19 protein-coding genes are annotated in these 22,396 nt (G+C 45.9%); 8 read left to right on the top strand and 11 right to left on the bottom strand.

From position 1 onward, the window contains the following. Positions 1 to 33: 33 nt before the first annotated feature. The 3 genes from VC82_RS14370 to VC82_RS14360 are packed head-to-tail and all read right to left on the bottom strand — an operon-like array spanning position 34 to position 3,771. Positions 34 to 1,035 (bottom strand): glycosyltransferase family 2 protein, encoded by a 1,002-nt coding sequence (locus VC82_RS14370; protein WP_045802980.1) that lies wholly within the window; start codon positions 1,033 to 1,035, stop codon positions 34 to 36. Between the two features lie 12 nt (positions 1,036 to 1,047). After that, positions 1,048 to 1,494, bottom strand: a complete 447-nt coding sequence (locus tag VC82_RS14365; RefSeq protein WP_045802979.1) for a type I restriction enzyme HsdR N-terminal domain-containing protein — start codon at positions 1,492 to 1,494, stop codon at positions 1,048 to 1,050. Between the two features lie 51 nt (positions 1,495 to 1,545). Continuing rightward, a complete protein-coding gene (locus VC82_RS14360) occupies positions 1,546 to 3,771 on the bottom strand; it encodes a DUF4838 domain-containing protein (RefSeq protein WP_045802978.1) in 2,226 nt (741 codons plus the stop codon). Between the two features lie 238 nt (positions 3,772 to 4,009). On the opposite strand from VC82_RS14360, the gene holA reads away from it, so the two are divergent. Further along, entirely contained in the window at positions 4,010 to 5,011 is a 1,002-nt protein-coding gene (gene holA / locus VC82_RS14355) for a DNA polymerase III subunit delta (RefSeq protein ID WP_045802977.1), read from the top strand. On the opposite strand, the gene VC82_RS14350 is transcribed toward holA, so the two are convergent. The 5 genes from VC82_RS14350 to uvrA all read right to left on the bottom strand — a co-directional run bounded on the left by VC82_RS14350 (position 5,012) and on the right by uvrA (position 14,439). Beyond that, complete coding sequence (locus VC82_RS14350; RefSeq protein ID WP_045802976.1) at positions 5,012 to 5,389, bottom strand: DoxX family protein; 378 nt, start codon at positions 5,387 to 5,389, stop codon at positions 5,012 to 5,014. It lies immediately after the preceding gene. A gap of 67 nt (positions 5,390 to 5,456) precedes the next feature. Beyond that, positions 5,457 to 7,868: an alpha-ketoacid dehydrogenase subunit alpha/beta gene (locus VC82_RS14345; RefSeq protein ID WP_045802975.1), complete on the bottom strand. Its 2,412-nt coding sequence runs from the start codon at positions 7,866 to 7,868 to the stop codon at positions 5,457 to 5,459. Positions 7,869 to 8,035: 167 nt separating this feature from the next. Continuing rightward, complete coding sequence (locus VC82_RS14340; protein WP_313777703.1) at positions 8,036 to 10,864, bottom strand: gluzincin family metallopeptidase; 2,829 nt, start codon at positions 10,862 to 10,864, stop codon at positions 8,036 to 8,038. Between the two features lie 14 nt (positions 10,865 to 10,878). Continuing rightward, entirely contained in the window at positions 10,879 to 11,565 is a 687-nt protein-coding gene (locus VC82_RS14335; protein ID WP_045802973.1) for an LOG family protein, read from the bottom strand. Between the two features lie 12 nt (positions 11,566 to 11,577). Next, positions 11,578 to 14,439, bottom strand: coding sequence for an excinuclease ABC subunit UvrA (gene uvrA, locus VC82_RS14330; protein ID WP_045802972.1), 2,862 nt, complete (start codon positions 14,437 to 14,439; stop codon positions 11,578 to 11,580). Between the two features lie 107 nt (positions 14,440 to 14,546). On the opposite strand from uvrA, the gene VC82_RS14325 reads away from it, so the two are divergent. From VC82_RS14325 to deoD, 4 genes are all read left to right on the top strand, one after another. Next, positions 14,547 to 15,443 (top strand): nucleoside hydrolase, encoded by an 897-nt coding sequence (locus VC82_RS14325; RefSeq protein ID WP_045802971.1) that lies wholly within the window; start codon positions 14,547 to 14,549, stop codon positions 15,441 to 15,443. A 157-nt stretch (positions 15,444 to 15,600) separates the two neighbouring features. After that, positions 15,601 to 16,128, top strand: coding sequence for a hypothetical protein (locus VC82_RS14320; protein WP_045802970.1), 528 nt, complete (start codon positions 15,601 to 15,603; stop codon positions 16,126 to 16,128). Positions 16,129 to 16,178: 50 nt separating this feature from the next. After that, positions 16,179 to 16,820 (top strand): deoxyribose-phosphate aldolase, encoded by a 642-nt coding sequence (gene deoC, locus VC82_RS14315; RefSeq protein ID WP_045803488.1) that lies wholly within the window; start codon positions 16,179 to 16,181, stop codon positions 16,818 to 16,820. A gap of 10 nt (positions 16,821 to 16,830) precedes the next feature. After that, the gene (gene deoD, locus VC82_RS14310; protein ID WP_045802969.1) at positions 16,831 to 17,529 is read left to right on the top strand and encodes a purine-nucleoside phosphorylase; all 699 of its coding nucleotides are present in this window, start codon (positions 16,831 to 16,833) and stop codon (positions 17,527 to 17,529) included. Positions 17,530 to 17,562: 33 nt separating this feature from the next. Here deoD and VC82_RS14305 read toward each other — a convergent pair whose 3' ends face one another. Together VC82_RS14305 and VC82_RS14300 are read right to left on the bottom strand one after the other, a co-directional pair. Continuing rightward, entirely contained in the window at positions 17,563 to 18,339 is a 777-nt protein-coding gene (locus VC82_RS14305) for a TIGR03915 family putative DNA repair protein (RefSeq protein ID WP_045802968.1), read from the bottom strand. A gap of 134 nt (positions 18,340 to 18,473) precedes the next feature. After that, the gene (locus VC82_RS14300; RefSeq protein ID WP_045802967.1) at positions 18,474 to 19,736 is read right to left on the bottom strand and encodes a putative DNA modification/repair radical SAM protein; all 1,263 of its coding nucleotides are present in this window, start codon (positions 19,734 to 19,736) and stop codon (positions 18,474 to 18,476) included. 202 nt (positions 19,737 to 19,938) lie between these two features. Here VC82_RS14300 and VC82_RS14295 point away from each other — a divergent pair, with 202 nt between their 5' ends. Further along, positions 19,939 to 20,700: an XRE family transcriptional regulator gene (locus tag VC82_RS14295; protein WP_045802966.1), complete on the top strand. Its 762-nt coding sequence runs from the start codon at positions 19,939 to 19,941 to the stop codon at positions 20,698 to 20,700. A gap of 41 nt (positions 20,701 to 20,741) precedes the next feature. Here the strand turns inward: VC82_RS14295 and VC82_RS14290 are convergent, their stop codons facing one another. Next, on the bottom strand, positions 20,742 to 21,188 hold the full coding sequence (locus tag VC82_RS14290; protein ID WP_157518151.1) for a MamS/MamX family magnetosome protein: 447 nt from the start codon (positions 21,186 to 21,188) through the stop codon (positions 20,742 to 20,744). A 132-nt stretch (positions 21,189 to 21,320) separates the two neighbouring features. Here VC82_RS14290 and VC82_RS14285 point away from each other — a divergent pair, with 132 nt between their 5' ends. Together VC82_RS14285 and VC82_RS15605 are read left to right on the top strand one after the other, a co-directional pair. Further along, a complete protein-coding gene (locus VC82_RS14285; protein ID WP_045802964.1) occupies positions 21,321 to 21,968 on the top strand; it encodes a transporter substrate-binding domain-containing protein in 648 nt (215 codons plus the stop codon). Further along, the gene (locus VC82_RS15605) at positions 21,935 to 22,393 is read left to right on the top strand and encodes a substrate-binding periplasmic protein (RefSeq protein ID WP_045802963.1); all 459 of its coding nucleotides are present in this window, start codon (positions 21,935 to 21,937) and stop codon (positions 22,391 to 22,393) included. Before VC82_RS14285 ends, VC82_RS15605 begins: the two co-directional genes overlap by 34 nt. Positions 22,394 to 22,396 lie beyond the last annotated feature (3 nt).

Here is a 22,396-nt window from a genome sequence, read left to right as displayed (position 1 = left end):
TAGAAAATGTAATCGATCTATGATAGGGCTTCGTTAATCTTTTACTAAAATGTTAAAATTCTTTATTTGATGTACGAAATACGACCATACTATGGATTTCGTCACGTAGTACTTTAGTATAAATTTGGCTTTCTCGCGCTTTTTCAGCATTTGGGGCAAATGCCTATAATAACTTAAATGCGCCCTAAGAACGGCCCAGCAATGAAGTGGCTTCAGTTGAAAAAGAAACCGCACTGCGGCCACCGCATCAAGCAGCAACCGGGCCAGCACAATGGGGCCTGCTTTTCTTCTTGGCAGGTTCTTGGTAATGGTGAACAGTGAGTTTCTAAAATTGAGATAGGTCTTTTTGGGGTTCATATTGCTCAAGGTAGAGCCTCCCAAATGATAGATGGTACTGTGCCCGACATATAAGACCTTGTGCCCCTCGTTCCGGGCACGCCAACACAGGTCGACCTCCTCTTGGTGTGCGAAATAGGTTTCGTCGAATCCGCCCAGCTCAAAAAACACCTGGCGCTTAATGAACATACAGGCGCCGGTCGCCCAAAAAATTTGGGTTATATCATTATACTGCCCCTCATCTTTCTCCAATGCCTGAAAGATACGGCCCCGACAGAACGGATAGCCCAACTTGTCGATAAAACCTCCGGCAGCGCCGGCATATTCAAAATATTCCTTGTTTTTGAGATCTAGAATTTTAGGTTGAATGATGGCAACATCTGGATGTTCTTCGAACGCCTCGACTATGGGCGCCAACCAGTTTTTTGTAACCTGCACATCTGAATTGAGCAAACAGTACACATCGGCATCTATGTGCCGAAGCCCATCGTTGTAACCTTTGGCAAACCCGCCATTTGACTCATTGGCAATGACCGGTATCTGCGGATAATTCTTTTTCAAGAACCCCACCGAACCATCGGTGCTGGCATTGTCGATGACATAAATGGAGGCCCCTCTCGAATGGGCAACCACCGAAGGCAGGTACCTTTCAAGCAACGAAACCCCGTTCCAGTTCAATATGGCAATGGCAATTTTCAAAACGAGGGCAAATTAACGGCTAAAATCAGGAATTTCCTTTAAAAACGTATATTTTTCGAGCACATAGTCCATTTGGCAATAATAGTGCTCCAATCCATTGGTCACCATTAGGTAGGTGGCACCGAGGCCCCGGTTGTAGCGCGCAATTTGGTCAAATACGTCTTGGGTTATTTTTACCTGCGGGGCCTTGCACTCGACCAAGAGAAAAATACTACTATCGGGGTTGAAGACCACCACGTCGTACCGTTTCGATAGCTTATTGACAATCAATTGCTTTTCAACATTCATCAATGATTTGGGGTATCCCTTGGTGGTCAACAGAAAATGCACTACGTGCTGCCTAACCCACTCTTCAGGCTGCAACAGCACAAATTTTTTACGGATGACATCAAAAATCAAGAGGTTGTCTTCCGCTTTTTTGAACCGAAAATCAAATCTTGGAAAATTCAATGCCTGCATCGGGCAAAGTTGCTAATTTTTTTGATTGCACCATCACTTTTTTCCATGGCGTCAGTCCACTATGATCTCGTCGGCAAACACCCATGAAGGCAGGCCCGCCGCATGGTGCCAATAGGGCGTTTTGGTATTCTTGGCCACTACTTTGATATAACGGACTTTTTGAGGCAAAAACGAGGACTCAAAATAATGGATATCATTGACCTTACTGTTCTTTTGCAATGGTTTCGGATTATCAACACGGGCCAATCTGGTGAAATTTTCATTGTCATCTGAGCCATAATAGGTCACCGATGTGGGAAAGAACACGATGTGATTGGTGACTTGTAAAAAGGCCATGGAAATAGTGCTGATGGTCTGTGGCGTTCCTAAATCGACCACTACTTCCATATCATTTCCCTCGTAGCCCAACCAATTGGCATAAAAGCTGCTGCCCCCAAGGGCTCCATCGGTCAGCACCATGGGGTCTTCGTCTGCATACTTTTTTGGCGGCGTCAGAGCCATGACGTTTTTTCCTTTGGCCTTGTTGGGCTTTTGGGCCACTTTCAAGGCTCTTTGATAGCCCTGAACGTATTCATCAACGGTATAGCCCATTTCATTCATTAAGGTGATATTGTTCTTTTGGCAGGTTGCCTGAAAATTATCGAGAAGTAGGGGCAGTAGGGGGTTGATGGTTTCTTTCTGGGCACTGACGGTGACCAGCAAACGATAGGAATCTGAAATGCCTTTTCGACAGGCTTCCAAAACGGCATAGTCAACACCCAAACGGGCCATTTTAACACGATTGAGAACTTCAGGTGCATGGGCCACGGCGGCTTCCGCCTGATCAAAAAGCTCCATATAGGCCTCTAAAAGTTCAGGGCGCAGATATGAACCGAAAGCTTCCGAGGGGTCGCCATACAGAAAAAGGAAGAATCCTGGGTCTTTTTTCAACTCCAAATGAATTAAATCGATATACTGCCGAATGTAGGTGGCTGCCTCCCCATAATAACCATCTGTAAAATCGGTGATTAGGCCATCCATGTCCAGATCGGGGTTCCACAACAATTTTGCGGTCAGGTATGACCTAAGTTCAAAAAGCTCACTCGGATTATTGCTGTGCTGTTCAAAAACCCATTTGGCGTTATTGTCACGAAACAATTGCACATTGGGCTGCAGTGTATGTAAATTGGGGAACGGGGCCAAAAAGTTGGTGAACTGGGTGGTGTAGTCCCAGATTCTGATATTGTCGGTCAACACGCCCCAACCCTTCAGATCATTGGCAAAATCGACACATTTTTCACTGATCGGGGCACTGCGGTCGCATTCGATTGAACATAGGGTGATCAGCACATTTTTGTCAGGCCTTGTCTTAGGAGGCTTTCTAGTGTATTGATAAGCTAGGGTTGAAATGGTTTTGTCAGGAAATGTTCCCGCCACTTTATTGACAAAACGTACCATGGTGCCCGCAGGGCTACCTTCTTCACTGTCAATTTTCTTGCACGCTTCGCAAAGACAATGCTGCTGGTTGTCATCTTGGCTCACCGAGACCACAGTGGCTTCTGGATACCTTTTAAAAAGTGCCGCCACCGAGTCTTTGACTATTTGCAATACGGTTTCGTTGGTAAGGCACAATTGTGTGGGCAGCCGCCGTTCGCCACGCAATGCATAGAATTCAGGATGTTTCTCGTAAAATTTTTCTTCGGGCAAGAACCGATGAAACGTATGTACCCGCGCCTCTGGCACATAATACGGAAAGGCTTTGTGGGTAACCTTTTGCCGGTCGGCATAATCGGTGTTTTCGTAAAAAAGTCTCGAATGTACCGTACGGGTGGTAATGGCCGGTACATACCCGTACCTTATGGGCCCAAGTGTTATGGTTTTTTGTTTTGGAACCTTTGTCACCCCCGGGGCATACCAGTGGCAGCCCAGGTAAATCTCCAAGAACACATAAACGGCATCCTGCATGGCCAAGGGCGATCCGCCCCTAATGTAGAGATGGTCGTCTTCACTATGAATGGATATTTTATGGGGAAGCGCACCATCAAGCAATTCCAACTGAATTTTTGGACCTTCCCCAGACCATTCATCCTCTGAAATTATCGGAATATCCACATTGGCTATTTCCTTGATGTGTTGTTGTAAAACATTTGCCGATTTATTGGCCAACCCATTGCCCACCACAGCGTTGTCAACCACTATTGCATATTCTGATGTGCCATTGTCGGCCAAATAAAGCTTCTGGTCGGCACATGAAACCAATAAAAGGCAGAAAACCAGCGATAAACTTGTATTGCGCATAAGACAACTTATTTCGGGAGCTTCATCAAGCCTTGTAGGTTGAAGATGTTGAATTTTTATGTTATTTCCGATATAATTAGACCAACAACCCTGCGCACGGGCCGAACAAAGCATAATATTGCCGTAATGGACATTGCCAAAACAGGTAAAGTGCTTACTTTTAATCCTTGGTTTTCCAGTTCTGCCCTTGGCGTAAAATTGTTTTTTTAGGAAACACCAAAAACCCCGTATTTCATAAATGGAGCAGGCAAAGAAAATAGTTGAGGAAATCAATGAAAGAAAGCTATACCCCATATACTTTTTAATGGGGGATGAGCCTTATTATATCGACAAAGTCGCAAAGTACATTGCAGACCATGTGTTGAGTGAAGAGGAAAAGGGTTTCAACCAGATGACCCTTTACGGCAAGGATACCAACATAGAGGAGATTGTATCAAATGCCAAGCGTTTTCCTATGATGGCCGAACATCAGGTGGTCATTATAAAGGAGGCCCAGCACTTGTCCAGAACCATTGAAAACTTGGTAGCATATGTCGAAAATCCGCAGCCCACGACCATTTTGGTAATCTGCTACAAGTACAAAAAACTCGACAAGCGGAAAAGTCTTTACAAGACCATTAAAAAGAAGGGGGTGCTCTTTGAGAGCAAAAAACTGTACGAAAACCAAGTGGCCGATTGGATACGGCGCACCTTGGCGGGTAAAAAAAGAAAGATTTCCCCTAAGGCCAGTGCCCTATTGGTCGAGTTTCTGGGGACCGATTTGAGCAAAATAGACAACGAGCTTAAAAAACTGCTCATGGTGGTGGAGGCCGACACCGAGATAACTTCTGAGTTGATCGAACAACATATCGGCATCAGTAAGGATTTCAACAACTTTGAACTAAAAAAGGCCATTGGCGAGCGCAATGTGAAAAAGGCCACGCGCATTATCAATTATTTTGCCCAAAACCCAAAAGACAATCCGTTTGTGGTGACCATCACTCTGTTGAACACCTTTTTTACCCAGTTGTTGCAGTACCATGGCCTAAGCGACCATTCGTCTAAAAATGTCGCTTCGACCTTGGGAATCAATCCCTATTTTGTCGGTGAGTTTCAAACGGCAGCAAGAAACTACCCGATGAAACAGGTCAGCCACATTATTTCTGAGCTGCGAAAACTCGACATGAAGGGCAAAGGCGTTGGTGCCTACAATGCCTCGCAAGCAGATCTGCTCAAAGAATTGCTGGTAAACGTAATGTGATTACTTCCTGTCAATGCTGTATTTACCCGGGCCCAACAAAAAGATGACCAGAAAAATCGTAAGGTAAAGCAACGCCAACTCCTTTTTTGCGAAGGGATCCGGGGCGTGCACAATAAATGCAGCCGCTGCCATAGTGGCCATGGTGGGTAGGGTGGCCCATTTGGTCTTAAAACCTAAAATGATAAGAATAGGGCATACAAACTCGCCCAAAACTGCCAAAAATAGGGTAGGGGCTTCACCCAAACCTAAGGGGTTTATAAATTCTATATTGCCCGAAATGAGTTTTTTAAATTTGGGAATACCATGCGTGAGCATAAAGGCAGAGGGTACAATGCGCAAAATGGCCAGCGCAAGATGGTTTAGGGCACTCCTTTTCATTTCTTCGGGGGATTTTAAGTTTTTACAAAGATAGATTTTTAGCGCATATACCGCAATCTACTGTTCATCAGCGAAGTTGTGGGTACGACTCGGGATCGGCCTCGTGCATGATCGAATAGACCTTTTCAAAAATATCTTCTGCATTGGGTTTTGAGAAATAATCCCCATCAGAGGCATACGCAGGTCTATGCGGTTGTGAGGCAAGTGTCTGTGGGGCACTGTCGAGATATCTGTACCCTCCCTGTACCTCTACAATCTGTTGGACAAGATATGCCGAGCAGCCTCCTGGCACGTCTTCATCGATTACCAAAAGCCTGTTGGTCTTCTTGACACTTTCAACCACCTCATGCCCCAAATCGAATGGCAATAGGCATTGGGCATCGATAACCTCGGCATCTATACCCACCTCCAACAAGTCTTTTGCAACTGCCTCTACTATCCGCAAGGTTGAGCCATACGACACCAAAGTAATGTCTGTACCCTCTTTCAACGTTTCAACCTTACCAATCGGGGTACAGAACTCCCCAAGGTTTGAAGGCAATTTTTCTTTCAAGCGATATCCATTGAGACTTTCAATAACGAGAGCTGGCTCATCGCTTTTCATCAAGGTATTGTAAAAACCAGCGGCTTGGGTCATGTTTCTGGGCACAAGTATGTACATGCCCCTTAGTAAGTGGATCAATCCGCCCATGGGTGAGCCAGAGTGCCAAATGCCCTCTAGGCGATGCCCTCGGGTTCTGACAATCAACGGTGCCTTTTGTTTGCCCACGGTTCTATACAATAGTGTGGCAAGATCATCGCTCATGATCTGCAGGCCATAAAGAATATAGTCGAGATACTGTATCTCGGCTATGGGCCTGAGACCGCGCATGGCAAGTCCGACGCCTTGGCCAATTATGGTCGCCTCACGAATGCTGGTATCCGCAATTCGCAACTCACCATATTTCTTTTGCAAGCCTTCCAAACCTTGGTTCACATCACCAATTCTACCGGTATCTTCACCAAAGATCAGGGCGTTCGGATACTTGTCAAAAAGTTTGTCAAAATTGTCTCGAAGAACGATCCTGCCATCTACCTCCTCAGGATTTTCAGTATACACAGGAGGTACCGCCGGCACCGTGGTCGCCTTATTGGGAAGTTCACTGTAAAGATGCGAACTGAACTTGGGCTGTGTTTTATCTAGATACGTGTTGATCCACTGCTGAAGGGCGGTTTTTTCGGGCGTTGTTTCACCCAATACATATTTCAAGGCCTTTCTACCGTGGGAGGCAACATCTTTTTTCAAGGGTTCTCGAATGGCGACCAAGTCATTCTTCACTTTGTTGATAAAGGCCTTGTTCGGGCTTTTGGCCGCCATGGCATCCAACAGGTGGATCAATTTGTTCTTTTCTTCAATGTTGGGTCGCAAGAAATCGGCCCATGCCTCATTCTTGGCTTTTCTGACCCTTTGCTTGATTTCCTTTTCAAGTGCCTTTAGCTCCTCTTCCGTAGCGATGCCATTCTCAAGTATCCAGTTTCTGAACTTTCGGTTGCAGTCATGTTCTTTTTCCCATTGCAACCTTTCGGGTGTTTTGTATCGTTCGTGCGAACCAGAGGTAGAATGCCCCTGTGGCTGTGTTAGTTCGGTTACATGGAGCAGCACGGGAACATGCTCTTCGCGCGCGATTTCACCTGCGTTTTCAAAGGCATGGATCAGTGCGGTATAGTCCCACCCCGGCACCTTGAATATTTCAAAGCCCTTATTGTTCTCATCACGTTGCAAGCCCTTCAAAGCTTCGGAAATGTCACCCTTTGTGGTATGGTATTCCGCCGGAACGGAAATACCATATTCGTCATCCCAGATACTGATGACCATCGGAACCTGCATGACCCCGGCGGCGTTCAAGGTTTCAAAGAAATGCCCCTCACTGGTACTTGCATTTCCTATGGTGCCCCATGCGACCTCATTGCCATTTTTCGAAAAGTTGGTTTGGTCAATACCCTTTACCTGACGGTATATTTTAGAGGCATGGGCCAGCCCCAAGAGTCTTGGCATTTGGCCAGCTGTGCATGAAATATCAGAACTGCTGTTTTTTTGCTTGGTAAGGTCTTTCCATGTGCCATCTTCATTAAGGCTGTGGGTGCCAAAATGGCCTCCCATTTGACGCCCGGCACTCATGGGGTCCAGGCCTATATCAGGGGTGGCATAAAGGCCATGGAAAAATTCTTTGGGCCCCAAATGGCCCAGTGCCATCATAAAGGTTTGGTCGCGGTAATAACCACTTCTAAAATCACCGTCTTGAAACGCCCTTGCCATGGCTAGTTGTGGTAGCTCTTTACCATCGCCGAAAATGCCAAACTTTGCCTTTCCGGTCAGTACTTCACGTCGACCCAAGACACTGCACTCACGGCTAGTGACCGCAATCTCGTAATCTTTCAAGATTTGCTCTTGAAAATCATCGAACGAAATTTCATTGCTGGTCTCTTGATTGGGCTTCATTAAGCTTTATGTAGAAGTTCGACGCGAAATTAACAAAAAACTATGAATTTTTCAATCAATAAAAACGCTAAAAATTTCACAATATGATAATTTATTGTAAATAAATAAAAGATTCATCAAAAACCGATGGTTTTTGTGTTTCTATTTTGAAAATATCGCAATGGTGGCTAGAACCATTTTCGGGTAAAGAGACCGGTCAGGGTACGCGGACTAATGGTTACCACAAACCGAATGCGCTCGCCGTAGTTGGGCTGGCCAATTTCCCATCCATTGTTGGAGTGTAGGGGGAAATACAACTCAAAGTAATCGGTCACAAAATTCAATCGGATACCAGAATCGTAGACAAATCGGGTATTTTCTCCCTTATTCTTCAAAAAACCCATATCGCCATACAATTCTATCCATCGCCACAGATTGATGCTGGCATTGGTGGTTGCTATCCAATCATTGGCGAAAGGGTCGGGCAATTTTGATTTGAACCCGCCTTCGGCAATAATGATCTGTTGGCTGTAAATACCCGAGTCTTCTGAGCGGCCCAGATAGTTTAGGTCAAAAAGATAATCTGTGGGCCGGTCAAGGGCAAAACTAAAAAAGTCTGAATTGGTCTTGTTGCGCAGAAACTTTCCTGCATAGAACCTGATATTGAACTGGCGGTTGTTCTCATACAGCCACCGGTACTCGAGTTCAAAGGCCAATTTGGTGAAATTGCTTGAATGCTGGGCATCGAGCCACCATGACTTATAATTAATGATATCGTTGTCTATGTCTTGAAAACGAACGTTGAAAATATTATAGTCTGGGTCGGTGTCTATGTCATCGGCAATGGCATCGTCAATGTTGCGAAATACACTTCGGTGCCTGAACAGCAAAAATTGCCTTCGGTTCGAAATCAGGTTGTCTGGTCGCCAACCCAGCAAGATGGACGGTGTCAGGGTAGAAAAACGGGAATTGACCTGAAAATGCGACGTGGAACCTTGTAATTGATAGTTTGACACGTACAGGCCACTTTTACCATGGTACTTTCGGTACCTCAGACTTGCCTTGCCGACCAATGTCCTTTCCAAAAATGAATATGTCGGGGCAATGTCGAACTGAAAAGGGCGCTCAAGAAAAGTTTTGTTGTATATGCGAAGACCCGGCGTAACTCCGTCATAAATATTGAAGTTGGCCACAGGAACATAAAATACTTGGTTGTAATAAGGGTCTTCAGTGTCTTTGAAAAATTGGAATTTTAACGGTTTGTTGCTCGAAAAAAATCCGTTCAGTGTCTTCCAATTGTCACGTTGGTTGAATTCAGGTATTTTTTGGTCATAGTTCAGTACCAGACGGTCTTCACCATTTCTGGGAATGGTAAAGGTCTTTGAGCTATCGATATCGGTAAACCAATATTTTGAGACCACCGAATCTTTCTTCAAGCCGAACAGCGAAATGGGCACCTTGGTACCCCGTTTGTTTTTTAGGGTAAAGGTGATGGAATCATCGGTCTTTTCAATGCTCTTGATTTTGTAGTCAATCTTTTTACGGGTACTCACATATTCATCAAAGAACCAATCAAGCTCATTGTCAGAGCATTGCTCAAGCACGTTCTTGAAATCTTCCACCTTAATTCTGGAATCCAATTTGTGAACATTGAAGAAGTCGAGAATGGTGCTGTCGATTCTTTCTTCTCCCACATATTCGGCCAAATAGGCCAGCCCGAGGCCCGCCTTATATCGATTGGCGATTTTTTGGTTGAACTTTATCAAAGAATCGTTGGGCGTGTTGAGTGCTTGGTCGATGTTTTTTCTTGCCGCCAGCATGCTAAAAAAGGCGTATTGCTCATTAAACCCCATATCGGCCAAATGAAAACTGCGAATACCCCACATGTTGGCCAGTTTTCCGATCAGCTTTTGATCGGGGTAATATTTCTCAACATACTTTATCATTAGATAGTTGGCAATGGCATCGTTTACCCAGCGGTCTTTTCTAATATCAAAGAAAAGTGTCTCCCTCAAATAGCTGTTGAGTGCCGTTTTCAGCACCTTCATCTCAAATTGAAATTTTTCTTCGTACGGACGGATGAAAGAGGGTAGTTGGTTCAAACCGTACAACGGACTGTCATTGTACTGTATTTCACTGACCAACAACGTATTGTGGGGGTAACTCCCTAAATTTTCATGCAAGAATTCAGCAATCATATTTATTGAAATGCCTTGGGCAATCTCATTGTATTTGGCCGACTCGATGTCGGTGGCTATGGTCAAATAGGGTGTTACGTGCTTGGTAAAGGTATTTTCGGGCGTGAGTATGATCTCACAGCTTTTGCGCTGACTGCCCCGTAACGAAATCTGCTGCCCGCCCGGAAACGAAGCACTTCCACTACTGTCAAAATTGGAAGCCACAAAAAGCCCCGAAGGATAGATTAGATTGACTGTGGTCTCGGCCAAATCGGTGTGCAGGTCATCAAGGTTCTTGTTTGAGTACAATTTCCATTCACCGTCAAAAACAGCAGGGGTAAGGTACCAGTCTTTCAGATAATACCCGCCGTGGTCATAAAAACCATAGTCGGTAAACTTGCTGTGGGGCAGTTTTAGGGTGTAGGTTATAAACAGTTGCGCAGACTCATTTGGCGGTAGGGGCTTATCCAAAGTAATTTTAACGATATCCCTTTGGTTGGTCCTTTCCCAATGCAGCCCCACATATTCATGGTCAACCACACTGGTAATGGTCGTGCGCCCCCGTTCCTCATCTTTGGCAAAATAAAGCCCACGGTTGAATTCTTCTGCAAAGCGCTTGGCCAATGCCGTTCTTTTACTGGAGTACGAATGGTTCCAGTCGTTGAAATAAATAGACGATAGCCCATGGCCAGACATGTTCCAATAGGTAATACGTTGTTTGATGTGTACTTCCTTGGTCTCGTGGTCAATGGTCGCAGTCACTTGGTTGATGTGTTGTGCAGTGCCCTTAGCAATGCACAGAAGACCAAGAACAACAATAATGTGGGATATCCTGTTCAAATTATTAAGCGGCATTAGAAGTTCGGGCTCAGCATATGGCCTTTGTAGAAACTATCGATTATTTCAATAACCTCGTCTGACGAATCGACTACTTTAAAAAGCTCAAGGTCGGTGGCGCTGATATTCTTTTCTGCCAGTAGGCGGTCTCGCAACCAATCGACCAAACCGCCCCAAAACTCGGAGCCCACCATTACTATAGGGAATTTTCCGATTTTTTGGGTCTGTATAAGGGTCATGGCCTCAAAAAGTTCATCCAAGGTGCCGAAACCACCCGGAAGCACCACAAACCCCTGTGAATACTTTACAAACATTACCTTTCTAACAAAGAAATAATCAAAATCGAGGCTTTTGTCAGGGTCAATGTATGGGTTGTCGTGCTGCTCAAACGGTAAATCGATGTTGAGCCCTACCGACACCCCGCCGGCCTGATTGGCGCCTCTATTGCCCGCCTCCATGATGCCTGGTCCGCCCCCAGTGATTACGCCATACCCGGCTTGCGCAAGTTTTTGGGCAATATCAACGGCCAAATTGTAATATTTGGTGCCCGTTTTTGTTCGCGCCGATCCAAAAATGGAAACACACGGCCCAATGGCGCTCATCTTTTCGAACCCATTTACAAATTCGCCCATAATCTTGAATATGGCCCATGAATCGTTTGTTTTGATTTCATTCCAGCCTTTGTGGTGTTGTTCTTTCCTCATAACTACTGTTGGTTAAACTGCTTTGGCCACCTGTGTTTTTGATGTTTCAAGCTCTTTCTTCAAAAACTTGGCCGTATAACTTTTAGTATCTTTTGCTACTTCTTCCGGTGTTCCTTCCGCAACAATCATTCCACCCCCGCGACCACCCTCATAACCAATATCGATGATATGGTCCATCATTTTGATGACATCCATGTTGTGTTCGATCACTAAAACGGTATTGCCCTTGTCCACCAAACGGTTCAGCACTTCCATCAGTACCCGAATATCTTCAAAATGCAACCCCGTGGTGGGTTCGTCAAGAATATAAAAGGTGTTGCCTGTATCCCGTTTCGAGAGTTCGGTAGCCAGCTTTACACGTTGTGCCTCGCCACCTGACAAGGTTGTGGATTGTTGCCCAAGATGGATGTACCCCAGTCCGACATCTTTGATGGTCTTGAGTTTTCTATGGATTTTAGGAACGTTTTCAAAGAAATCAACCGCCTCATTGATGGTCATATCGAGCACATCGGCAATCGACTTGCCCTTGTACCGTATTTCAAGGGTCTCTCGGTTAAAACGTTTACCATTGCAGGTTTCGCACTCTACATAAACATCGGGCAAAAAATTCATCTCGATTACCTTCAATCCACCCCCTTGACAGGTCTCGCAACGACCACCGGCCACATTAAAACTAAACCGTCCGGGTTTATAACCACGTATGGTGGCTTCGGTGGTTTTTGCAAAAAGAGCGCGTATTTCGCTAAAGACCCCCGTGTACGTGGCCGGATTTGACCGCGGGGTGCGACCAATCGGCGACTGGTTGATATCGATTACCTTATCGATGTGCTGTAGGCCACTGATTTTCTTGTAGGGCATCGGTTTTTTGACACCGTTGAAATAGTGCGCGTTCATAATGGGGTAGAGGGTCTCGTTGACCAAAGTGGATTTGCCACTGCCCGATACCCCGGTAACACCGATCATTTTTCCCAAGGGAAAGGCCACGGTCACGTTTTTTAGGTTGTTACCCGAACAGCCCGAAAGCACTATCTTCTTTCCATTTCCCTTTCTACGGTTTTCAGGAACGGGAATCTCTTTTTCACCCGTTATGTAATCGGCGGTCAGGGTATGATGTTTTACCAGCGCTGAAGGCGGACCCTCTGAAATGATTTCACCTCCATGTCGGCCTGCCCTAGGGCCAATATCGATGACATGGTCAGCATGTTCGATCATATCACGGTCGTGTTCTACCACGATCACCGAGTTGCCAATATCGCGCAACGAGGCAAGCGAGTGTATCAAACGTTCATTGTCGCGCTGGTGTAGGCCAATACTGGGTTCATCCAAAATATAGAGCACCCCCACCAGTTGCGAACCAATTTGCGTTGCCAAGCGAATGCGTTGTGCCTCACCACCAGAGAGCGATTTTGAGCTTCGGTTCAGTGAAAGATAATCCAGCCCGACATCCAACAAAAAACCGATCCGCGCTTTTATTTCCTTTAGAATTTCCTCGGCTATCTTTTTTTGGTTTCCTTCCAGGGAGTTTTCAAGACTCTCAAAAAATTGGGCGAGTTCGGCAATGTCCATCTCAGCCAATTCGGCAATATTCTTGCCTGCCACCTTGAAATAAAGCGATTCTTTCCGCAAGCGGGAGCCATTGCAGGAAGGGCATTTGATCTTGTCCATATATTCTTTGGCCCATCTTCGAATAGAGGTGGCATTTGCCTCTTCGAACTGGGTCTTTATAAAATTGGAAATGCCCTCGTAATCTATGGTATAGCTGCGCTTGACCCCTAAGGTCTTTGAGTCCACCGAAAAACTTTCTTTGCCACCATGCAGAATCACGTCCATGGCCTCTTGGGGTATTTTTTCGATAGGGCTGCCCAAATCGAATCCATACCGCTGCGCAATGGTCTCCAACTGTTTGAAGGCCCATGACTTTTTGTATTCTCCAAGCGGGGCAATGCCCCCATTTTTAATGGACAGTTTTCTGTTCGGAAAAATCTTCTGCTCGTTTACCTCATGTACATGGCCCAGACCGTTGCAATGGGGGCACATGCCTTTGGGCGAGTTGAACGAAAAGGTATTCGGCTCAGGAGTGGGGTACGAGATTCCCGTGCTGGGGCACATTAGGTCCCTGCTGAAATAACGGGGTATGGTTTCGCCCTCTTCCAAGACCATCAACACATTATTGCCGCTGTACATGGCCGTGTTGATGGTTTCGTTCAGGCGTTGGTCGAGTTCTTCCCCTTCACCGATCTTCAGACGATCTACGACGATTTCTATGTCGTGGGTCTTGTAGCGGTCTACTTTCATGCCCTTGACGATATCGGTGATCTCGCCATCGACCCGCACCTTTACAAAGCCCTGTTTGGCAATCTGCTCAAACAGTTCCCTATAGTGTCCCTTTCGGGATTTGATGACAGGGGCCAGTACGTTGATCTTTTTGCCCTTGTACGATTCGATGATCAGGTTCTTGATCTGCTCATCGTTATAGCTCACCATTTTTTCACCGGTGTTGTAGCTATAGGCATCAGATGCCCTGGCATACAACAGCCTCAAGAAATCGTATACCTCGGTAATGGTGCCAACGGTTGAACGGGGCGATTTTGATGTGGTCTTCTGTTCTATGGCAATGACAGGTGAAAGGCCATCAATCTTATCCACATCGGGCCGTTCAAGGCCACCCAAAAACTGACGCGCATAGGCCGAAAAAGTTTCGATATACCGCCGTTGCCCTTCGGCATAAATAGTGTCGAAGGCCAATGACGACTTACCGCTGCCCGACAGACCGGTGATCACCACCAGCTTTTCACGGGGAATGGTTACGTCAATGTTTTTTAGATTGTGTACACGGGCCCCGCGTACTTCAATATTTTCTTCGTAGTTGATCATAGCACAAGCTGCTAAGGTACCAATTTGCCGATTAAAAAGGAAGCCTGGTTGCGTTTCTATTTTGTAAATAATCTGGTGATGGTTATCTTGGAATCAAAAGCCTTTCTATGACAACCACCAACAGCCACAGGTCTCTGGTCTTGGGCATTTTTTCTTTTTTGGTCGGTACATTTTTGATGCCTGCCCAGCAAAAAATCATTGTCGATGCCGACACGGGCAATGAAGTGGATGACCTGTATGCGTTGGTGCGCATCTTGTTGGAACCCTCGGTTGAAGTTACCGCGCTGAATGCCGCCCACTGGCAGACCAGCCATTGGAGCGTAGAAAACTCTATGGAAAACAGCCATCGACTCAACCAACAATTATTGGGCGAAATGGGTTTGCAGATCAAGACACTGAGGGGTGCAACGGCCCGAATGTACGATTGGGGAGACCGCGCACAACATTCCGCGGCAGTCTACGAAATCATCGAGCAGGCAAAAGAAAATGGGCAACTTACCATTCTTGCCCTGGGCGCTCTGACCAATGTGGCCTCAGCTCTATTCATTGCCCCTGAAATAGCTGATGGGCTAAAAGTATATTGGTTGGGCACCACTTTGAATTTCGAAACCCATGTACTGAAGCGAAATGATTTCAATCCGTTGATGGACCCCTTTGCGCTGGATTACTTGCTGGATTCAGAAGTAGAAATGCACATTATGCCGCTCAATGTAGCTGCGGCCATGGAGGTGCGCTTTGACGAGATGGAAGCTAATATCGGCGACCATTTTTTGGGGCGCTTTTTGCAGAAACGATGGAAAGACCACCTCGACGGTGGGCGGCAAAACCGAGTTCTGTGGGATTTGGCCCTTGTTGCCGCCTTTATACGTCCCGAAATGGCCTCCACCCAGACCATTATAACCTCTAAAGACAGCGGCAACCGACCCATTACTTTTTACGATTCTATCGATGCGAGTGCTATCTACGATGATTTTTACAAGACCTTATTGGCTTTTGAAAAGTAGAACGTTATTTTTGGGCAAACCAAAAAACATCTATGTCGGTTCGAGTAATTCGCTTTTTGATTGAATTGTGACAGGAACAAGCGCCAAAGGAACTATTCCCGACAAGGCTTAAAAAAAATCGAAACCCATCGAATTGACCTTTTAACCAGAAATTGATATGAAATTACTTGGCATTGGCTCACGTATTGACCACCCTGAACATGGCAAGGGGGTGGTTACCAACGTATCGTCTAAACATTATTGGGTGACCTTCATCGATGGCGGACTCGAAACCATTGACCTAGACGCTGAATTTGAAGTGATCGAAGCGGCTGAAGATGAGGTGGACACCGTGAGCTTCTTTGACGTTGAACGCTCTTTGGTCAGTATTCTACAAAAATGGAGCGACACCCATGAGCGTGTGCCCCTTGCAGACAAGTGGCGGGGCGGCAAGCTCATTTTAGAACCTGGTGACGACCTGGCCAATAAAGAAATGCCCATCGATACCTTTTTCCACAAGATTGTTATGGTTCGCGATCGCCTACGGGTAATGGAACAGAAAATAAACAGTAGCAAAAATCTTGATGACCAAGAAAAGGTTGACCTACAGCAATATATAACCCGCATCTATGGATCACTGACCAGTTTTAACGTACTGTTCAAAAACAAGAGCGATCAGTTTGTGGGTGAAAGAAGCAAATCGTAGCATCTTTGATATTGCTAACTTAGTGCACAACTTCAAACCCATAGCTTTTGATACACCTAGCCGATTACATTGACCATACCCTTTTAAAGCCAGATGCCACCGTGGCCGATATCAAAAAAGTGTGTGACGAGGCCATCGTGCACGGTTTTAAGGCCGTATGTGTAAACGGTTGCCATGTGGCATTGGCGAAAGAAAGACTTTCAGGGCATGGGGTTCTGCTGGCCACGGTCATCGGTTTTCCGCTGGGTGCCATATCAACAAAGGCCAAAGCGATGGAGGCAGAAGATGCCGTTAAAAATGGGGCTGACGAGATTGATATGGTCTTGAATATCGGATGGCTGAAATCTGGAATGGACGATGCGGTCAAGGAAGATATCGGCTTGGTGAAGACCGCTATCGGAAAGGCCACCCTTAAAGTAATCTTAGAGACCTGCTTTTTGACAAACGAGGAAAAGAAACGTGCCTGTCGCCTTGCTGTAGAGGCGGGAGCCGAATTTGTAAAGACGTCAACCGGTTTTGGTAGTGGAGGGGCGACCTTTGAAGATGTGCAATTGATGAAGGCCGCAGTTGGCGAGAGGGCAAAAATAAAAGCGTCAGGAGGTATTCGAGATAGGCAAACAGCCTTGAAATACATTGAACTAGGGGCTGCCCGGATCGGCACCTCGTCGGGGCCCTACCTAGTCAACCCTTAAAAAACACATTATGTCGGTACATATCGAAGCAAAAAAGGGTGATATCGCACCATCGGTTTTGATGCCGGGCGACCCTATGCGGGCCAAATGGATAGCCGAGACTTTTTTGGACAATTGCATTTGCTACAATAAGGTTCGGGGCATGTTGGGCTATACTGGTACGTTTAAGGGTAAAACCGTTTCGGTGCAGGGCGGTGGTATGGGCATTCCGTCTACCATGATCTATTGCCATGAACTGATAAAAGAATATGGGGTCAAGAGCATCATTCGGGTCGGGTCGGCCGGGGCATACCAAGATGATTTGGACCTAGGGAGTCTGGTGTTGGCCATGGCCGCCTCAACAGATTCGTCGTTCAATGCTTCCCAATTTCAAAATACCTCGTTTGCGCCCACTGCAAATTTTCAGCTCTTTATGAAAGCCGTACGCTATGCTGAAGAACAGGGGGTTCCCATAACGGCCGGCAATGTATTGTCATCAGACACTTTTTATAATGACAATGTAGAGGCATACAAACGCTGGGCAGCCTATGGGGTACTCTGTGTAGAGATGGAAACAGCCGCTATTTATACCATGGCGGCCAAATTTGGCATAGAGGCACTGAGCCTACTGACCATATCAGACTCTTTGGTGACCGGCGAGCGAATGGACCATAAGGCCCGTGAATCTTCCTTTGTTCAAATGGCCAAAATGGCGCTTGACATTGTGTAAAAATCCTTTCAATTTACCGCCTGAAGCCAATAACTAAACAGCCTCTTTTTTCTCTGACAAATACTTCCAATACCGTTTGGGCACATGTTGCGTATGCAGTTTTCGGTTGATCCTTGATTTGATGTGGGTGCTTTTAAAATAATCGTTCCACAGTTCTTGGTAGTCATACTCCTTTTCGGCAAAGACCTTGCTTTTTCGGGTACGGTTGAAGTAGATCTCGTTCAAATCCAACGAAACGATTTCAACACCTTCCAAGTCATAATAGATTCCATACCTGCGCTTTACGTCGTAAATAAGCCATTGCTGGTCGGCGTAGCGGTTACGAAAGTGTTTGGAAATCAAGGGCAACACATCAAAATCCGGTTCAATATTGGCAAAGTAAATATTGTCTTTGGTCAATTGAAACCGCACAAAAGCTTCCATACGGTGCTTTTCACGGCCTACGGACCGGGCCAACTGGCTTATTTTGAGCACAAACCCATCTGAATAATCCATTTCTTTGCCCTTTTTCGCGGCCATTAATTTTTGAATATAGGTGTAGAGCAACAACTCAATGCCCTCTTCCTCACTCAAAAAGGCAAAGTAGATATTGGTAATGGCGTTATAGCTTTTGCTTCGGATGCCGTTCCATACACGTTTGGCCTTGTCGACATTTGTAAAAATGGTCTCGGTATCAGAAAAAAGTCCGTTCTGGCCTTGACCGTTCTTTTGAATATCGGCCACGTTGATTTTCTCGTCAAATGCCACGAAGACCGAAGTAAGAAAGCCATTGAAGCTTCCGTCGTAGATTAGGGTTTTTGATGGTTTCATAGGTTTATTTTTTAATATATCATCGATTTTTTGTCAATTCGAACCTTCCGATAGCTATGGGGAGTGAGAAATCTAGATTTCCCATGTATATTTCGACTGCGCTCAAAGTGACATTCGAAATGACAGTTTTGTTGTCAATTGAACAACGTCAACTGCTTGCTGTACTGATTCCGAAACTTGCCAGTGGAAGTTTGCAGAATCATCCCTTTGATTTTTTCCGCATCCAGATCGCGGTGTTCCCAACGACGTGAATCGCACACCACAAAGAATTTGGCACGGTTGAGGGCCAACCCAATTCTTTTGAGATGGTCCCAGTTCAGTTTTCTAATTTTTCTGGCCTGTAAAATCTTGTTTACAGAGTTCATGCCCACACCAGGAATCCGCGCCAACATATGCTTATCGGCCTTGTTCACATCTACCGGAAAAAGGTGTAGGTTTCGCAGCGCCCACGACAGTTTGGGGTCAATGTCCACCTCTAAATTCGGGTGGGCGTCATTCAAGATCTCGTTTACGGCAAAACCGTAAAATCGTAAGAGCCAATCGGTCTGGTAAAGGCGGTTCTCGCGTAGCATGGGCACCTGCGTACCTACAGCGGGCAGTCGGCTGTCTTGCAATACCGGCACATAGCCCGAATAGTACACCCGCTTCATCTGGTACTTTTTATAATAGAAGGTGGCCGAATATATAATGTCTTTGTCGGTCTCACCCGACGCACCGACAATCATTTGGGTACTCTGGCCCGCTGGGGCGTACTTTGGGGTACTTCGGATGATTTTCCGTTCATTGCGATAACGGGCAATCTCGTTTTTCACCTTCAACATCGGCTTGGTAAAATCTTCGTGCTTTTTGTCAGGGGCCAATAATTTGAGGCCGGAAATGGTGGGGACTTCTATGTTGACCGATAGACGGTCTGCATACAACCCGGCCTCATACATTAATTCATCGCTTGCCCCGGGAATGGACTTAAGATGGATGTAGCCATTAAAATTTTCTTCCTCACGCAGTTTTTTGGCCACCGCCACCAAGCGTTCCATGGTATATTCGGGATTTTTAAATATACCGGAACTCAAGAATAGGCCCTCTATATAATTCCGACGATAAAAATTAATAGTCAGGTCTACCACTTCTTGGATCTTGAAGGCAGCACGTTTTACATCGTTGCTTCGCCGTGTTACGCAATAGGCACAATCGTAAATGCAATGATTGGTCAACAAAATCTTCAGCAGCGACACGCAGCGCCCATCTTCGGTATAGCTATGGCAGATGCCCATTCCGGTACTGTTGCCCAGCCCTTTGTTCTTGTTGGCACGCGTACTGCCACTGCTGGCACATGACACATCGTATTTTGCCGCATCGGCCAATATGTTAAGTTTTTCTTTGATACGTTCGAAGTTCATGACTTGGAAATATTCCAATCAAAAATATGGAAATATTCCAATATATGGAAATATTCCAAAACAATTTTTGGATATATTCCTAATTCACGTATATTTGGGATATTCTGTCAGATCGTCCATATGCCAATAGGGAGCAGTCGAGACCCGATGATGGAGCAGCGATGGATTCCTACCCACGCGGGAATTAAAAATAGCACGAAAAATGGAAAACGAAATCACACTAAAACGGTTTGTCGAAATTAGGCGGGAACTCGATTACACACAGACCGAGTTTGCCGAATTGTTGGGCGTATCAAACACCACGGCCGATATTGAGCGTGGGCGCACGAAGCTATCGGGCAAGGTAGTGACCGAACTGTTGCGCCAATTTAAAATCAACCCGCTATGGCTTTTTGGTGAGAGCGATGAAAAATATCTTGAGACCTCGAAAGTCAGTGTCATACCAAAAGTGGTGACAGTCGATACCTCAGACCAAGACAATATGGTGTTGGTCAATGCCAAGGCGGCGGCCGGTTATCCGCAGAACATAACAGACACCAGTTGGTACCGGCAACTACCGGCGTTCGATATGCCGATACCCGAATTTAGAAACGCCACGTACCGCGGTTTTCAGGTAGAGGGCGACAGTATGCTCCCCAACCTGAGACCGGGCGATTGGGTGCTGGCCCGTGCCATTGAACATATTGACCACGTCAATGCAAATAAGATGTACGTAGTGGTGTTGCAAGACTCCGTAATGGTCAAAAAAATAGAGCGAAGGCCCAATTCTAACAATATCACCTTGGTCTCGCTTAACGAGGCGTATCCGCCGTACGACATCAAACCCTTTCAAATACAGGAGATTTGGGAGGTTAGCAGCAAGCTTACCTTTGATGTGAACGCCACCACAGAGCGTGGATTGCTCAAGCAGTTGCAACAGTCGATGGAAGAGTTAAAAAAACAGGTCGGCCAGGTAAAAAATTAGTAGCGCCCTGACCGACCTGACCAAACATTGGATGGTCTGCGTTACCAAGCCTCTTTGCCATAACGACCCGCCCAAAAGGGCTTCAAATATCCATCACGAAATTGGGCCCTTTGTCCGTCCCATTCCAATTCTTTGGCTATGTAATGTCCAATGGGAAGTTTTTCGGTTCTGAATACCACTAGGTCAACATGTGTACCATGCTCCATACCATCGACCCATACCGAAATGGCCCATGTGGGACCCAGATGCACGTTGACCATTTCTTGGTTCTCGGTCAATACCATCAAATGTATACCGTTGACCGCATTGCCCACCGTATAGGTACACGGCCCCTCGTTTACTTTTTCAATTGTACCGTTCATTTCAATAAGCGCTATGGGGATGGCCTCTTCGACCACTCCGTTCCGCTCACCGATGCCATTTTGGGCATAGCCTGTAATTGCTACCAACATGCTGACAAGAATAAGCATTTTCAATGTTGACTTCATCTTCTTTTGATTATGGAAACAAAGGTATTCTGAGTACGAAGATGCTACAATGATATCGGTCATAGGCACGCAACAAAAAGGGGTGCGTTTAAGCCTTTTATACTATATTTAGTACGCCAACCCGGTTTCCTTATGAAGAGAACCATACTTTTTGCAATTTTCCTTTGCTCGGCATTTGCTTTTTCCAGTGAAGGAAAAGACACCTTATTGGTCGGTTATGCGCCAGCTGCGCCATTCATCATAGAAAAGGAGGTCGGTCGGTTAGAGGGCATCAACGTTTGGCTCTGGAAACGGGTGAGCGAAGATCTCGGTTTGCCCTATACCATGGTTCGCATGAACTTTTCCCAAATGCTCGATTCGTTAAAGGCGGGCAACATCGATGTCTGCATCAACCCTTTGACCATTACAAGTGACAGAAGCAAGGAGATGGAATTTACCGATTCTTTTTATGCCTCACATTCGACGATAGTGGTGGCCAAAAAATCATCGTTCCAAAAAATAAAGCAGTTTGTACAGTCATTCTTTCAGCTAAACTTTTTACGCGGATTTTTATTGTTGTTCTTTATTTTGATGTTTTTCGGGATTCTGGCCTGGTTGTTCGAACGCAGGAAAAATCCCCAAGATTTTCGCCCTGGTGCCAAAGGGTTGTGGGATGGACTCTGGTGGTCTGTTGTGACCCTGACCACTGTAGGGTACGGAGACAAGGCCCCAAAGACCCGAATGGGAAAAATCACTGCCTTGGCCTTATGTTTGCAGGCCTGTTATTTATTTCGGGCCTGACCGCCAGTATCGCATCGAGCTTGACCGTGAACCAATTGGCCAACGAAACGGCAGATTTCAGCGACTTTAAAGACCGAAGGGTAGGAACCGTCAAAAGCTCAGAGGCCGATGAGTTTCTAAGAACCCACTTTTTTAAAAATGTTCAAACCTATGATGGGGTAGTGCCGGGGCTAGTGGACCTTAAGAAGCGTAAAATAGAGGCCTTTATTTACGACGCTCCCATTGTAAGACACCGTATAAAAAAAGACTCGAGCCTGCAACAACTCGAAGTGCTGCCGTTGAAGTTTGATGTGCAATTCTATGCTTTTGGTGTCAACAAAGACTCCATTGAGTTGGAACAGGCCATCTCACTACGTATTTTGGAAATCATCGAAAGCCCCCAATGGCAGGTGGTGCTCAGCGAATATGGATTATCGGAACTTTAACGG

The sequence above is a fragment of the Flagellimonas lutaonensis genome (genome assembly GCF_000963865.1).
Lineage (GTDB): Bacteria > Bacteroidota > Bacteroidia > Flavobacteriales > Flavobacteriaceae > Flagellimonas_A > Flagellimonas_A lutaonensis.
The sequence above is the reverse complement of the archived record's forward strand: the minus strand, read 5'-3'. Positions and strand labels throughout refer to the sequence as shown.